Annotated in this window: 17 protein-coding genes; 15 read left to right on the forward strand and 2 right to left on the reverse strand. The window is 37.9% G+C overall.

Annotated features, from left to right (window positions below; translation table 11 throughout):
- A partial coding sequence (locus AC1VU3_RS16615; RefSeq protein WP_482984067.1) for a transposase occupies positions 1-455 on the forward strand: 455 nt, incomplete at its 5' end.
- A 513-nt stretch (positions 456-968) separates the two neighbouring features.
- Complete coding sequence (locus tag AC1VU3_RS16620; protein WP_480387693.1) at positions 969-1,751, forward strand: alpha/beta fold hydrolase; 783 nt, start codon at positions 969-971, stop codon at positions 1,749-1,751.
- 178 nt (positions 1,752-1,929) lie between these two features.
- Here the strand turns inward: AC1VU3_RS16620 and AC1VU3_RS16625 are convergent, their stop codons facing one another.
- Both AC1VU3_RS16625 and AC1VU3_RS16630 read right to left on the reverse strand, forming a co-directional pair.
- Positions 1,930-3,192 (reverse strand): ATP-binding protein, encoded by a 1,263-nt coding sequence (locus AC1VU3_RS16625; RefSeq protein ID WP_482984068.1) that lies wholly within the window; start codon positions 3,190-3,192, stop codon positions 1,930-1,932.
- A 51-nt stretch (positions 3,193-3,243) separates the two neighbouring features.
- Positions 3,244-3,627 carry a rhodanese-like domain-containing protein gene (locus AC1VU3_RS16630; protein ID WP_480387695.1) on the reverse strand — a complete coding sequence of 128 codons (384 nt, stop codon included), beginning with the start codon at positions 3,625-3,627 and terminating at the stop codon, positions 3,244-3,246.
- Positions 3,628-3,734: 107 nt separating this feature from the next.
- Between AC1VU3_RS16630 and AC1VU3_RS16635 the strand changes: the two genes are divergently transcribed.
- From AC1VU3_RS16635 to accC, 13 genes are all read left to right on the forward strand, one after another.
- On the forward strand, positions 3,735-4,571 hold the full coding sequence (locus tag AC1VU3_RS16635) for a lipoate--protein ligase family protein (RefSeq protein WP_482984069.1): 837 nt from the start codon (positions 3,735-3,737) through the stop codon (positions 4,569-4,571).
- A gap of 158 nt (positions 4,572-4,729) precedes the next feature.
- The gene (locus AC1VU3_RS16640) at positions 4,730-7,294 is read left to right on the forward strand and encodes a vitamin B12-dependent ribonucleotide reductase (RefSeq protein WP_482984070.1); all 2,565 of its coding nucleotides are present in this window, start codon (positions 4,730-4,732) and stop codon (positions 7,292-7,294) included.
- A gap of 221 nt (positions 7,295-7,515) precedes the next feature.
- Positions 7,516-8,277: a YqjF family protein gene (locus tag AC1VU3_RS16645; protein ID WP_480387698.1), complete on the forward strand. Its 762-nt coding sequence runs from the start codon at positions 7,516-7,518 to the stop codon at positions 8,275-8,277.
- 89 nt (positions 8,278-8,366) lie between these two features.
- On the forward strand, positions 8,367-8,789 hold the full coding sequence (locus AC1VU3_RS16650; protein WP_480387699.1) for a hypothetical protein: 423 nt from the start codon (positions 8,367-8,369) through the stop codon (positions 8,787-8,789).
- Positions 8,790-8,858: 69 nt separating this feature from the next.
- Positions 8,859-9,923 carry a M24 family metallopeptidase gene (locus AC1VU3_RS16655; protein WP_480387700.1) on the forward strand — a complete coding sequence of 355 codons (1,065 nt, stop codon included), beginning with the start codon at positions 8,859-8,861 and terminating at the stop codon, positions 9,921-9,923.
- Positions 9,924-9,938: 15 nt separating this feature from the next.
- On the forward strand, positions 9,939-10,496 hold the full coding sequence (efp, locus tag AC1VU3_RS16660) for an elongation factor P (RefSeq protein ID WP_482984071.1): 558 nt from the start codon (positions 9,939-9,941) through the stop codon (positions 10,494-10,496).
- A 214-nt stretch (positions 10,497-10,710) separates the two neighbouring features.
- Positions 10,711-10,917, forward strand: coding sequence for a SpoIIIAC/SpoIIIAD family protein (locus tag AC1VU3_RS16665; protein WP_480387702.1), 207 nt, complete (start codon positions 10,711-10,713; stop codon positions 10,915-10,917).
- Between the two features lie 4 nt (positions 10,918-10,921).
- Complete coding sequence (locus tag AC1VU3_RS16670) at positions 10,922-11,305, forward strand: hypothetical protein (protein ID WP_480387703.1); 384 nt, start codon at positions 10,922-10,924, stop codon at positions 11,303-11,305.
- Between the two features lie 14 nt (positions 11,306-11,319).
- Positions 11,320-12,231 carry a stage III sporulation protein AE gene (locus AC1VU3_RS16675; protein ID WP_482984072.1) on the forward strand — a complete coding sequence of 304 codons (912 nt, stop codon included), beginning with the start codon at positions 11,320-11,322 and terminating at the stop codon, positions 12,229-12,231.
- A gap of 264 nt (positions 12,232-12,495) precedes the next feature.
- Positions 12,496-12,864, forward strand: coding sequence for a hypothetical protein (locus tag AC1VU3_RS16680; protein WP_480387705.1), 369 nt, complete (start codon positions 12,496-12,498; stop codon positions 12,862-12,864).
- Positions 12,865-13,392: a SpoIIIAH-like family protein gene (locus AC1VU3_RS16685; RefSeq protein ID WP_480387706.1), complete on the forward strand. Its 528-nt coding sequence runs from the start codon at positions 12,865-12,867 to the stop codon at positions 13,390-13,392. It begins immediately after the preceding gene.
- Between the two features lie 195 nt (positions 13,393-13,587).
- The gene (gene accB / locus AC1VU3_RS16690; RefSeq protein ID WP_480387707.1) at positions 13,588-14,088 is read left to right on the forward strand and encodes an acetyl-CoA carboxylase biotin carboxyl carrier protein; all 501 of its coding nucleotides are present in this window, start codon (positions 13,588-13,590) and stop codon (positions 14,086-14,088) included.
- A gap of 35 nt (positions 14,089-14,123) precedes the next feature.
- Positions 14,124-15,479 carry an acetyl-CoA carboxylase biotin carboxylase subunit gene (accC, locus tag AC1VU3_RS16695; RefSeq protein ID WP_480387727.1) on the forward strand — a complete coding sequence of 452 codons (1,356 nt, stop codon included), beginning with the start codon at positions 14,124-14,126 and terminating at the stop codon, positions 15,477-15,479.
- Positions 15,480-15,481: the final 2 nt, after the last annotated feature.

Below are 15,481 nucleotides of genomic sequence, written 5' to 3' on the forward strand. Positions count from 1 at the left end.
GTTTTCTCGGGACTGGATGGCAACGTTGTCTGTTTCATTTCACTCGCAATATCTTTTCGAAGCTACCGAAGAAGGGGGCAGAATCCTTTCGTCGCAAGGTATCAGCCATCTTCAGGGAAGACAAGATAGAAGATGCAAGATTGAGGTATCAAGCTTTACAAGATGAATACAGCAGCGTGGAAAAGTATGAGAAAGCCCTGACAACTTTAGACGAAGGCTTTGAGGAGGTGACACAATATTATCAATTCAAAGTTGGATTACACAAATATATACGGACCACGAACCGAGTGGAGAATATCAATTTACAAATTCGCCGCCGTGAAAAAGTAATCCGTGTCTTTCCTAATGACGCATCAGCCATAAGGTTGATCGGTTCCGTGTTGATGGACTTGGATGAAGAATTAAGAGGAAGACAGGGGCTGTTCCATTATGAGAATATTTATTTAGAAGAATAGTCGACTTGATGATCCCGAAAATCGAAATATCAGGAGTATAGGAAAGGGTTAACCCTTTCCTATACTCCTGACATCAAAATAAAAAGAAGCACTTATATTACCCAAAAGGAATTTACACAAGATTATGCACTTGACTTTCCACCATTCTAAGTGAGAGTAAAACTTGGCTATCTGAGAGTAAGTACCACCTGAATAAGAGAAAACTGCTCCTATCCGAGAATAAACTGATCCCAACCGAGAGTAACCTTCCGCCGAGTGAGAGTAAATCCCAGCCGAACGAGAATAAAGGGATTTCCAATTTTCCCTAATTAGCTCAAAAATAGACGAAGCATCTCTCTTTCGCCAAACTCCAACGCTTTTGCTATTACATTCGCTAGCTTTCTAATTTATTCTGCAACTATGTCCAGTGAATCCAATTCATGAAAAATAAGCAGTGAAACTATTTAATTGTTCATTCGTACAAATATTAAACATATATAAAGGAAAGAAAATACTGTTTTGAAGGGAGTTCAAATGACGTTGTATATTAGGGAAACCGGAGAAAAACATCCTTCCGTATTGTTATTTATACACGGTGGAGGAGTTAGTGGCTGGATGTGGGAAGAGCACGTTGCTTATTTTCATAATTATCATTGCATTGTACCTGATTTGCCAGGACATGGTAGGAGTGAAGCTAAAGAATGCTTTTCTATCAAGAAGTGTGCAGAAGAACTTATAGATTATTTAAAGACGAACGTACCTAATAAGGAGATTATTGTGGTTGGCTTTTCGATTGGAGCACAAATAGCACTTGAAATGCTTGCCAAAGAGCCAACAATGATAGATTACGCGATGATTAATAGCGCCACGGTAAAGCCGATGCCCTTAATAAAGAAAATGGTGAAGCCCACTGCCTTGCTGTCTTATCCACTAATAAAAAATAAGAAATTCTCGAAACTTCAAGCAAGGTCACTGTTCATACCAGAGGACAAATACGAGCAATACTATAAGGAAAGTCTTAATATATCAAAAACGATATTACTTTCTATGCTTGAAGAAAATATGTCCTACGAATTACCCGAATGTTTTAAGTCTAACCAGTCAAAGTTGCTTGTGACTGCAGGAAATAAAGAAAGAACAGTAATGAAGGATTCCGTTTTTGAGCTTATGTCCAGACACAATAATTGTAAGGCACTAATACTACCAAGCATTGGTCATGGGCTACCTTTGGCTGAGCCTTTACTTTTTTGTATGCTACTAGAGGAATTTCTAGAGGAGGCAAAGAGTGAGTCTACCAATTTCGTAGGGAGCCTCTAATGTTTAAAATATAGAAAGGGACCGTCTAAAAAAGTCATTTTGAGACGGCCCCTTGCTGTTAGGGACGGGACATATTGATGCGACCACCCCAGGAGCAATGATAAATAGCATATATCTATCAAAGCAGGAAGGGGTCCATAAGTTTTCTACTTAATGGGACACCCCTTTTATTTTTGATTTAAAAACCTATAGAGCTATCGGAGTCTTCCCAAGCATTTTTGTTAGAGCGTTTATTTTGTTCTTGTAGTTCTCTAATTCGTTTTTCATATCCAAGCTCTCCGTCATAATGCCAATTGAGGGCAACGGACATATACAGCTCGTTTAGCTGAGACATCGAAAGACCGGTAGAGCGTTTCGCTGCATCTGCAAGCTGCTCATCTGAGAAGATATGCTGAATATCTAATTTAACTAGATATTCTTTCCGCTGCTTTTCAGATGGAGAAGGTATCTCATAAGCACGGTCAAATCTTCCAGCTCGGTTAATTAAGGCAGGATCAATTTTTTCAGGGTAATTGGTTGTACCGATAATGAAAAGTCCCTCTCTCGATTGGACACCATCCAGCGTGTTTAGGAAGATGGAACGAGTATATTCAGGCATGGAATCTATATCTTCTATTACAAGAATCGCTGGTGCTAGTCTTGTAACTATTCCAAAGACACTTTGTATAGAATGGCTCCCAGTGAATTCAGTTATTTGCCAATACACGACTGGAGCTTTTGTGGAGCCGGTTATGGATTTTACCAAAGTGGTTTTACCGTTACCGGGTGAACCATAAAGAAGTATTCCTCTTTTATATGGTAAGCCGTATTCTTTGAAGAATCTTCCATCTTCTTTAAAAAATTCATCAATGGATCGAAAAATATCTCTCTTGATGGATTCCTCGAGTAGAACATCCTCTCTATTTACTACTGCTTGTTCTCCATACTTCCTTCTTTGCACACCATTTTCTGTATCCACGAGATAGGTGATTGATTGCATAAGAAGTTTTCTCATCTTTTCGTCGATCTCGTTTAGGAAATATATAGCTTTTTGAGGTGATGTTGCAAAAAAGTGAAATGCTGGCCAGGTATGGTCAAAGGAAAAATAGAATGTATGTGTGATTGCTACCTCATAATCAGGGAAAAAAACTAATTTATTGTCAAAGGATAACAAGTTTTCTAGTTGACTATCCATAGTAAACTCAGAATTACTAGAGATTTTATAGGAGGGCTTTGATTCGTATATAGTTGCTAATACATCGTAATTGATCAAGTTGTTTTCCATCATTTCTAGTAGACTGGTATCATATTGCGTGATGTCTAAATCTATAGGTACCCAGTTTCCTTCTTTATGTACTTGTAACAATTCAATGACTCTCCGATTAAATATCGCATAATTTTCATATGCAGGATGAGTCTCTCTGTATATTTCCTTGTTTGGGAATAGAATCTTTTTTTTCATTTTTTCCTCCAATAAAAAAGGTTTCTCCTTGAAAGAAGAAACCTTATGAGATTATTTTGATTTTATTTTCCCTGTCCAAGTTTTGAATCCACCTTGAAGCTGATAAAGGTCTGTATATCCTTTTTTCTTAAGGAATAATGCTGCTCGAGAGCTTCTTGCACCATTTTGATCATAAAGATAAACTGGTTTGTCAGGTCGGATTTCTTTGAAGCGCTGTCTAAGCTGCGTGGAAGGGATATTACGTGCGCCTAAAATATGTCCAGCATCAAATTCTTTAGGCTCCCTTACATCAATTAGCTGGGCTTTTCGATAACCCTTGATAAATTCTTCTTGGTTGAGATTTGTTACTGCTTTTTTTATGCGGAATGCAGAAATAGCCGCATACGCTACCAGTATTACTAATACTGCAATGATAGTATATAGAATTTCTAACACGGTCTTTCCCCTTTCTATGCTTAAATCTATTATAAAAGATTTGCTAGATACAATTCAATCTATTTGATAAAATGAATATCGTTATGCTTTATAAAGGAGGACGTCTGTTGGAAAAGGCTAAATGGTACTATTTGGATTCTGGTCCTTGTGATCCAGCTTATAATATGGCAATGGATGAAGCACTCCTAGACTGGCATAGCGAGGGACTCATCCCTCCGGTAATTAGGTTTTATGAATGGAATCCTGCTACTCTATCGATAGGTTATTTTCAGTCTGTGCAAAAAGAAGTGAACATGGAGGCTGTTAAAGCTCAGCGTTTGGGCTTTATTAGACGACCGACTGGAGGTAGGGCAGTGCTCCACGAACATGAATTAACATATAGTGTCGTTGTTTCGGAAAAATACCCTGATATGCCGACTACCGTAACAGAAGCTTACCGTAAAATAAGTGAGGGGTTATTAAGAGGATTCCAGCATCTTGGTTTAGATGCTTATTTTTCCATTCCTAGCACAGTGGAAGAACTAGAGTCTTTAAAGAAGCCGAAAACAGCCGTCTGTTTTGACACACCAAGCTGGTATGAGCTTGTTGTAGCAGGAAGGAAAGTAGCTGGCAGTGCACAAACAAGACAAAAAGGTGTTATTTTACAACACGGTTCTATTCTTTTGGACCTAGATATTGAAAAGCTGGTTAATACTTTTCGTTTCTCCTCGAAGGAAGAAAAAGAAAGGGTTGAAGCTAGTGTATCTCAGAAAGCTGTTGCGATTAACAAATTATTACAAAATCAGATTTCAATCGACATGTGTAAGCAAGCTTTTAAAAATGGATTCGAAGATGCTTTACACATTGACTTAATAGAATTTCGATTGACCTCTGAACAAGAAAGTTATGTAAATGAGCTTGTTAACGAGCGATATGGGAGAAAAGAATGGAATTTTAGAAAATAAAAGTCACTAAGACATATAGAGAAAAGCAAAAATAGGAAATAATACTTAAATTTACATTCTTTATATTAATTGCTTTACACCTCTATATATAGTGCCGTATGATAAATAAAACTACTACATCTTGTATATAAGAGAGATGTAGAATGGAGGAAGCATAAATGGTAACCACTACAAATGTAACAGCTTTGGATTTAAATATTCCTCAACTTAACAAGGACATCGATTTATTTCCTCAAGTTCATCCAATAACGGAAGATATGAAATTGACACATAAGGGTGTCTCTCGACTTGTTATGATTGATCGCTACTCTTTTAAAGACACTGAAAAGAAAACGCTAAAAGTAGGAGATTTTGTCGTTTTAACGGTAAAAGAAGATCCTAAATTTCCAGCAAGAGGTCTAGGGTATATTGTGTCAATTGACAAAGAGGCTAAAACAGCAGAAGTTTTAATCGAAGAGGACTATCGAAGTGCAATTGACGACAGCTCCAAGCTAAAAACAGGCATCATTACTAGACCGTTAAGTGTGATTGAAAAGCCACTGGAAGTTTTCTATGAGCAAATCGCAAAGCGTAATGCTACTGGACTTGCTTCTGTAGAGAAAACGGAAGAAAAAAGAGCCGAATGGTTTGAAAAGTTCTATCAACAGCTAGTTTCTCTTAAATTCATTCCAGCTGGACGAGTTCTATATGGAGCAGGTACTGGTACGGATGTAACCTACTTTAACTGTTATGTAATGCCATTTGTTGCTGATTCTAGAGAGGGGATCAGTGATCATCGAAAACAAGTAATGGAAATTATGAGCCGTGGTGGTGGTGTTGGTTCAAATGGATCCACACTTCGCCCGCGCAACACATTGGCTCGTGGGGTAAACGGTAAATCCTCTGGTTCTGTCTCTTGGTTAGATGATATAGCTAAACTCACACATTTAGTGGAGCAAGGTGGTTCAAGACGTGGTGCGCAGATGATCATGCTAGCGGATTGGCATCCAGATATTGCAGAATTTATTATTTCTAAAATGCAAAACCCTCGTATTCTAAGATTTTTAATTGAGAATACAAATGATGAAACGATTAAACAGCTTGCAAAGGACAAGCTTAAATTTAAGCCTTTAACTCCTCAAGAAGAAGCGATGTATCAAGGTTTATTAAACTATAAATCCATACCTGGCCTTGGAGGCTTCAGTGAAGACATTATAAAGGATGCTGAAACAAAGCTTAGAGATGGCGGCACATATACAGTGCATAATCCTGAATTTTTAACAGGTGCCAATATCTCCGTTACGTTAACAGACGAGTTTATGAATGCTGTTGAGGAGGACGGAGACTTTGCCCTTCGTTTCCCAGCTATAGAGACCTATACGGAAGAAGAGATGGAGTTTTATAACCAAAACTGGCATCTAGTTGGAGATGTGCGTGAATGGGAGCGCATGGGCTACAAAGTAAGAACATACCGTACTGTAAAGGCGAAAGAGCTATGGAACCTAATTAATATCTGTGCTACGTACTCTGCAGAGCCAGGTGTATTTTTTATTGATAATGCCAACGATAAAACAAACGCTGTCGCATACGGCCAAAAAGTTGTTGCTACAAACCCATGTGGGGAGCAGCCATTAGCACCTTACTCCGTGTGTAATTTAGCAGCAGTTAACCTTGCGCAATTTGCAAATAAAGAGGATAAAACAGTCGACTATGAGGCTTTGAAGGAAACTGTAAGAGTTGGGGTTCGTATGCAAGATAACGTAATTGACGCGACACCATATTTCTTAGAGGAAAATAAAGTACAAGCTCTGGGAGAACGCCGAGTAGGACTTGGTGTAATGGGTCTAGCTGACTTATTGATCTACTGCGAGAAGGAGTATGGTTCTGAGGAAGGGAACGCGCTCGTGGAAGAAATCTTTAAGACGATTGCAGTTACAGCGTACGAAACTTCTACAGAGCTTGCGACCGAGAGAGGAAGCTTCCCATTCTTAACGGGAGAGACCGAAGAAGAAACAATGCGTCTTCGCAGAGCATTTACAGAAACAGGCTTCATGCAATCAATGCCGGAAGAAATTCAACAAGCTGTACTGGAAAAAGGAATTCGAAACTCTCATCTATTGACTGTGGCACCAACCGGTTCAACAGGAACGATGGTAGGGGTATCTACAGGGCTTGAGCCATATTATTCTTTTACTTATTACAGAAGTGGACGCTTAGGTAAGTTTATTGAAGTGAAAGCTGATATTGTTCAAGAGTACCTAAATGAACATCCGGAAGCAGATGCTAATAATCTTCCTAATTGGTTTGTTACAGCGATGGAGCTGTCACCAGAAGCGCACGCTGATGTTCAATGTATCATTCAACGATGGATTGATAGCTCCATCTCTAAAACTGTAAACGCACCGAAGGGTTATACAGTGGAGCAGGTAGAGGCAGTTTATGAAAGACTTTATCGTGGCGGTGCAAAAGGTGGTACTGTTTATGTGGACGGTAGCCGTGATTCACAAGTACTGACACTGAAGGCTGAAGAAAATACAATGGACGATGTAACACATGAAGAAAAGGTTCTAGAAAAGAGACCGATAGTCCTTATTGATACAATACAAGATATACGGTCGACCAATGTGAAAATCGGTTCAGAAGTAGGGAACACGTGCCCTGTTTGTCGAAAAGGTACAGTCGAAGAAATGGGTGGCTGTAACACATGTACAAACTGTAACGCACAGTTAAAATGTGGGCTCTAAACTCAAGGCTTAGCAATTGCTCGTTTACATTAAGTTGCATTATATAATATAAGGTGTATGATAAATGGCACTCCTTTGGCTCTTATAATCCAAAGGAGTGTTTTTTATTTTGGTAATAAATCTCTTCTACTTGGAAATGCTGTGTTTTCTTTCGGTTAATATAAAGTCCATTTGGGTATAAAGAAAACAAAAGGGGTATCGAAGCTTGAAGGAGGGGTAGTGTGTCAATACGTGATAATATTCAAAAAACCGAAAGTTGGGATGCAAGTCATCGTGGCTGGCCATTACCTAAAATTCCTTGGGCGATGAAACAAGTATGGAATAATGTCCTGTTCGCACATTATCCTGTGGACCCGGTTAAACTAAAAAAGCTGATGCCAGAACAGCTCCCCTTAGATACTTTCAACGGAATGGCCTGGGTAGGAATTGTTCCATTTTATATAACAGGCTTAAGAGGGAGGGGCATCCCACCAATCCCTGGCACCAATCGTTTCCCAGAATTAAATGTTAGAACTTACGTAACGATTGATGGAAAACCAGGTATTTATTTCTTTAGCTTGGATGCAATGAACAGCTTGGCTGTGAAAGCGGCTAGAACCTTTTTGCATTTGCCATATGTTTATGCTCATATGTCAGTGAAAGAGGATGGATTTTTAGTCGAATATGAAAGTAAAAGGAAGAGCCAGCTTGAGCCTAAATTAGTTTGTAGCTACAAGCCTGTATCTAAGCCCTATTATCCAGCGAAGGGTTCATTTGCAGAATGGATGGCAGAAAGATACTGTTTATATACAGTGAATGACACAGGGAAGATTCTAAGAGGAGAAATATTACATCCGCCTTGGTTATTGCATGATGCCCAGGCAAATTTTTATTTGAATACAATGCTATCTAAACAAGGGATTGAAGTAGAAAATGATGAGCCGATATTGCATTTCTCTCAGCGAAAGGAAGTAAAAATTTGGCCGTTTTTAATAGAGGATTGAAAATAATCTATGGAATGGGAGAATTTCTTGGTCATAATTGATTAATTCATTTTTCTTTTTCACAAACTACCCTTTAAGGAGGGTATTTTATGAAATGGTTATCTATTGTAACAAGCTTATCAGCAGCATTATTAGCGCTCATACTATTGAAATTTCTTTCTTTTTTTCATTTCGTGAAATGGAACCCAGTTGGTTATACGAAAAAGTTTGATATTTTTGTCGACAGCCATTGGATAATAAAATGGGGAATATTGTTTTTAGTTATTTGGGCTATAGGAATCGGGTTATATTTTTTGAGTATTTTATTTATAAAAGTACCTGTTTCAATCACTAGTCTTGCTTTAGGATTAATAATCGCCTTCGTTGCTGAATGGTTCATAATAGACGGAGAGTCAGCAGTTAAGACAATTAAAAAGATGTCTATTCCATTTATTTGTATCGTACTAATCCTTTCGAGATTTATCGTAGAGTCAGCAATTTTCCAATCTCAGGATGATCCTATTGAAAAATGAAAATTTACCGCTTTCTTCTCCTATGATAAAATGATTCAGAGTGGTCATTAAAATAAGAGAAGAGGGCTAATGATGAAATTGGAAAAGTTACGTGCAGCTTTACAGGAACATGGTGTGGATGCTCTATTAATCACCAACGAAAATAGCCGTCGTTACATGACTGGCTTTACTGGAACAGCAGGGGTTGCCATTGTTTCGCAACAGGATGCCATTTTTATCACTGATTTTCGATATACAGAGCAGGCTGCGAGTCAGGTAAAAGATTTTCGTATAGTCCAACATAAGAAAACATTAGTAGAGGAAGTCTCAACCCAAGTAGAAGCAATGGGAATCAAATCTTTAGGATTTGAGAAGGAAGACGTATCCTACGGTACCTACGAGGTATATAAGAAAGCAGTTTCTGCTGACTTGGTTCCACTTGCTGGTCTTGTAGAAAAAATTCGCTTGATTAAGACGGATGAAGAGATTAGTATAATAAAGGCAGCCTGTCGTATTGCTGATGAAGCTTACGAGCATATTGTGACATACATAAAGCCTGGAATGACTGAGTTAGACGTTTCAAATGAGCTTGAGTTCTTCATGCGTAAACGCGGTGCAACATCCTCTTCCTTTGATATAATTGTTGCATCTGGAACCCGCTCGGCTCTTCCACATGGTGTGGCAACCGAGAAAATAATTGAAGACGGAGATTTTGTGACATTAGATTTTGGAGCACTATATAAAGGGTATATATCTGATACAACTCGTACATTAGCAGTAGGAGAGCCAAGTGACCAGTTAAAAGAGATTTATCAAGTGGTGTTGGAAGCTCAACTGCTAGCGTTAGATAAAATCAAACCTGGAATGACCGGGAAAGAAGCAGATGCAATTGCACGAGATTACATTGCTTCTAAGGGCTATGGAGATGCATTTGGACATTCCCTAGGTCATGGAATCGGACTAGAAGTGCACGAAGGACCTGGACTTTCCTTCCGTTCCGAAGTAGTCTTAGAACCTGGAATGATTATTACGATTGAGCCAGGTATTTATCTTCCAAACATTGGTGGTGTCAGGATTGAAGACGATGCACTTGTTACGGAGACCGGCTTAGAAAAGCTAACACATTCTACAAAAGAATTACTTATTCTAAAGTAAATAGGAGGAAATAAAATGATTTCTGTTAATGATTTTAAAACTGGTTTAACTATTGAAGTTGATGGAGTTCTTTACCGTGTTTTAGATTTCCAACACGTAAAACCGGGTAAAGGTGCTGCGTTCGTTAGATCGAAATTACGTAACCTAAGAAATGGATCTGTAAACGAAAAAACCTTCCGTGCAGGAGAAAAAGTAGAAAAAGCACAAATCGATAATAAAAAGATGCAATATTTGTATGCGAGTGGAGATCAACATATCTTCATGGATACAGAAACTTATGAGCAGCTTGAACTAGATGCAAGCCAAATTGAATATGAATTAAAATTCCTTCGTGAGAATATGGAATTACATGTAATTCAATATCAAGGCGAGACGCTGGGAGTAGAGTTACCTAAATCCGTTGAATTAGAGGTTATCGAAACAGAGCCAGGTATTAAAGGTGATACATCTGGTGGTGGTTCTAAAACAGCTACACTTGAAACTGGCTTAGTTGTTACTGTCCCTCTATTCATTAATGTTGGGGATAAGCTGATCATTAATACAGATGAAGGCTCTTACCTATCAAGAGCATAATTTAAAAGAATGACACCAATGATTCTGTCGTTTTGGCAGAATCGTTGGTGTTTTTTGTTTCTTCTTTTTCAACGAGTTTCCTCTATTTCTTCCTCTTTCTTTTTCAGCTTCAGGTGCTTCTTGTGCCTAATGTATCTTCCACCCGCATTCCTAGCTTCCGTTCATATTCTGATTGGCTAGTTCATATGATAAAAATATGGAAGGGGGAGACATTGTGGAACTTCACGATGTACTTCGAGTAGCGGGTATAGGCTTATTAATAGCTATTCTTCACTTGTTTTTCGAATCTACAGGGAAAAAGGAGTTTGCGTTTTTCTTATTTTTTGTTGGCTATATTTACATGACAATTGAACTTCTTAGACTTTTAAAGCTCTTCTTCTTTGAAATCTCCGCATTTTTAGAATGGCTTATTATGAGTTAAGAGTATGATTGTATATGTAACGATTATATTAGCCTTTTGTTTGCTGCAATTTATCCAAGAAATATACCCTAAATTACATTCTATTATTTATACTATCTTCATCTTTTTATTTTTAACATACATAGCTCAGTCAACGGTATTTCCTTTTGTAAATGATTTCTTAGGTGTCATTCCATCAGTCGTACAACCAGTAATAAAACTACTTTTGTTCTCCATGTTTTTACTTTTCCTTTCGCAAATCGTTGAAGAGCTACTTATTGAATACGAATATACAAGCCTTGCATCCATCATCACGTTTACCACGAAGGCAATTCTGTTACTTATATGGATTCAGCATATGCAACCATTTTTCCAAAAGTTTTTTGCAATTATAGAATCACTTACCTGAAGGACGGAGAGATGATGGAAGAGATAATTGCCGCTATATTGCAGCCAGCAAAAGAAGTTATACAAACCTTTTTATATGTTCTCTTGTTCGGGTTTATCTTCCTTTGTTTTGAATGGATTCTTCCCGCCAGTAAAAGATTGCTTAGAATACTATTTATAGCGATCATTTGTTTTTATTGTCTGGAGCCGGCATTTCGAGTAGTTCAAATGATTCAAACACTTACAAGTGAGATGGTAGTCATATTTGTCGGTGTCTATCCTCTACTGACGGCTGGTATCGCTGTTTCGGGAGGGGCTTTCCTTATTACCCTTTGGAACCCTGTTGTCATGCTTTTTAGTACGTTTACTACCATTTTAGCGGACAAGGTTCTTATTCCATTATTGCTCGCAATATTTCTGTTCGATTTGATTACAAGAATACATCCAGCAACCTCTTTCTCCAAACTATCGGACTTACTAAGAATGACTTTAATAGGTACAACCTCTATTACTTTCTTGCTTTATAGTATTTTCATGACAGTTAATGGAGTAATTACCTGGTCGGTTAGCGGAACGGTTAATGAGACAGTTAAAAGATTAATACAAAACAATATTCCTTTTATAGGCTCTCTACTGACGGAAAGTATTAGTACAATGAAAAGCTATTCATCCTCAGCAGCAGTCATAACTGGTAATTCAGCAATTATTTCTATTTTAGTGTTAATCTCTATTCCGACTATCCAAGCATTACTTATCGCCTTTCTCTACCGACTTCTCAGCGCAATCTTGGAGCCCTTTATAGACGGGCAGGTTACAAATCTAATTGATGATATAGGGAAAACCTTATTTATTTTAGCGATAGTTTCTGTTCTCATCGCTTTTGCTTTTTTCTTTACAATTGTCTTAACAATGCTGTTTGCAAGACTACTAATAGGAGTGAAAGGGTAGAGTAATTTATTTTTACTATCTTAATTGGAATACTCGCAATTGTGGTCATTGGAGAGCTAGCTTCTATTCTCATAGAGTCTGTGGATCCTGACAAAACAGGTACTCTAGTAAAGCTGGCAATAATCTTTTGGATTGTTACAAATCTCTTCATATAAAAAGAAGTTCTAGCATAAAGTAAGTTATCCAATATGAAAAGAAGGGTGAAGCTCTATCTCATTAAAACAAAAACCCACTTTTCGTTTTGTAATCATTAGCTTAGCAGTTTTGGTCATAAGTCTACTTGTTTCAGAGGTTTTTAGTATAGGAAAGGAAATTGAAACCTCCAATGCTCCTCCAGTGAGAGAGAAAGATGAACTGGCGTTAATTTTAGAAAAAGTGAGCGGAGTAGGGAAGGTTGAGATTTACTTTCATTATGCAGGTAACTCTGAGAATGTTCAGGAGAATGATTTATCATTTTTTCAATGGACAAGTGACAGTAGAGGGGACAAAGAGGAGCTGGTCGGAATACTAGTAGTGGCGGAAGGAGCGAGCGATAAACGTATACAAAATAACTTAATTAGAACCCTTTCATCTGTTTTGCAGATATCTCCACATCGAATAGTAATTGAAGAAATGGAAATGGAGGATAAGTAAATGAACATAAAAAAACGTTCTGTTTGGTTTTTAACTCTATTAAGTCTAGTTGCTGTTGTAACTGTGTATTATGCATCTGAAAGACCTTCACCTTTTGATGGTGTACAATTATTCTCAAGTGACTCTGTTGACGATGCATTAGTAGAAACTTCTTCAACGAACGATCAAACTTTTATATCAAGTGATGCTTATGAAGAAATGAGAATGGAAATGCAAGAAAAACGCAGCATCCTCCAGGATCAACTAACTACTCAAGTAGCTTCCAATGATTTTACTGCCGAAGAAAAGAGTGAGGCTTATGCACAAATGGAAGAGCTAGTACAAATCGACACGACAGAAGCAATGCTAGAATTAGTTATTAAGTCATTAGGATACGACGATGCGCTTGTGAGAATTGAAGGAGACTCTGTATTAGTAGATGTCATCTCGAATGAGCAATCTACTAAAAAAGCAGATGAAATATTATATCAAGTGAAGAGAGAATGGCCAAAAGCATATAACATTGAAGTGAAGTTCGATAGCATGTAAACCTTAAGAAAAGTGCCTAATGGCGCTTTTTTTATTGAATAATAATTGGTTTTTAAAAGATAAATTTAAATGTGGAAATAATAAACAATTAACGAAAAGTTAAGAACATTTCTACGTAACTATTTCAAATTCTTTTGAAAACCCTTAAAATAAAATAGTAGGAACAAATTCTGAACATAAAAGGAGATTGTCAATATGAAAATTCAAGAGATAAGAGAAATCATTAAATTAATCGATCAGTCTACGTTAGATGAATTTGTATACGAAACAGAAGGAACAAAAATTAAAATGAAGAAAAAAGAAAAAGGTGCTTCACATACAGTTGTTCAACCAGTAGAAAGCTCCTCTGTTATGGAACAGCCTAAACTGATAGCTACTCCACCAGCTGTCGCGGAAAAGGAAGCATCAGTGGAAGTAGCGCAAGCACCTGCAGAGGTAACACAAGTTGACGATAGCTCTTTACATAAGATTTCATCTCCAATGGTTGGAACTTTTTATCAGTCATCTTCTCCAGATTCACCGGCATATGTAAAAGTGGGAGATAAAATTACACCAGAAACAATTGTTTGTATTGTAGAAGCAATGAAGCTATTTAATGAGATTGAAGCAGAAGTGGCAGGAGAAATAGTGGAAATACTGGTGAAAGACGGCCAATTAGTAGAATATGGTCAACCATTATTCCTTGTGAAAAAATAATAGAAAAAGGTATTCTATCTATGAAAGGAGCAAGGATAATGAAAAAGGTCTTAATTGCAAATCGAGGAGAAATAGCGGTTAGAATTATTAGAGCATGCAAGGAACTCGATATTGAAACAGTTGCAGTATTTTCCGAAGCTGATAGAGAAGCGCTTCACGTTCAGCTAGCAGATGAGTCCTATTGTATCGGTCCTCGTTCATCTAAGGATTCTTATTTACATTATTCCAATATTATTAGTGTAGCAAAACTGACAGGCTGTGATGGAATCCATCCTGGTTATGGATTTTTGGCTGAAAATGCCGAGTTTGCCGAGCTGTGTGAGGAATGTGGAATTACTTTTATTGGACCTACCTCTCAAGCAATCAAGAGTATGGGAATTAAGGACGTAGCGAAAGAAACAATGCAAAAAGCAGGCGTTCCAACAGTTCCTGGCTCTAAAGGGATTGTAGAAACAACGGAGGATGCCCTAAAGGTAGCGGAAGAAATCGGTTACCCTGTTATTATTAAAGCTACCGCTGGTGGTGGCGGAAAAGGCATCCGTGTTGCGAAAAATAAAGAAGAACTAATCAAAGGAATAAATGTAACTCAAAAAGAAGCCGCTGCAGCATTTGGTAATCCAGGAGTTTATTTAGAGAAATACATAGAGGTATTTCGTCATGTAGAGATTCAGGTTCTCGCAGACAACTATGGAAATACTGTTCATCTTGGAGAGCGGGATTGTTCCATTCAGCGACGTATGCAAAAGCTTGTAGAGGAGGCACCTTCACCAGCGTTATCGGAGGAGCTTCGTGCGGAGATGGGGGAGGCTGCTGTAAAGGCTGCAAAAGCAGTTGGATACAGAAGTGCTGGTACAGTCGAGTTTATCTTTGATCATATTAATCAAAAGTTCTACTTTATGGAGATGAATACTCGAATTCAAGTAGAGCATCCTGTTACAGAAATGATTACAGGTATTGATTTGATCAAGCAGATGCTTCTAATAGCTTCTGGAGAACAATTGCCTTTCGAACAAAAAGATATTAAACTTAATGGATGGGCTATTGAATGTCGCATTAATGCGGAAAATCCGGATAAAAACTTCATGCCATCACCAGGTCTTGTGGATTTTTATCTTCCACCAGGTGGCTTAGGAGTGCGAGTAGATTCTGCTGTATATCCAGGCTATAGCATTCCACCATTTTACGATTCCATGGTTGCAAAGCTCATTACTTATGGTCAAACTCGTGAAGAGGCCATCGCAAAAATGAAGCGTGCACTCGGTGAATTTGCTGTACATGGAGTGGAAACGACAATCTCATTCCATGAGAAGCTGATGAATCATGAAGTATTTATTTCTGGAGACTTTGATACCAAATTCTTAGAAAAATATGATGTGATGAAATCATCATAAGA

It is taken from the genome of Psychrobacillus sp. Z16_25, assembly GCF_056856695.1.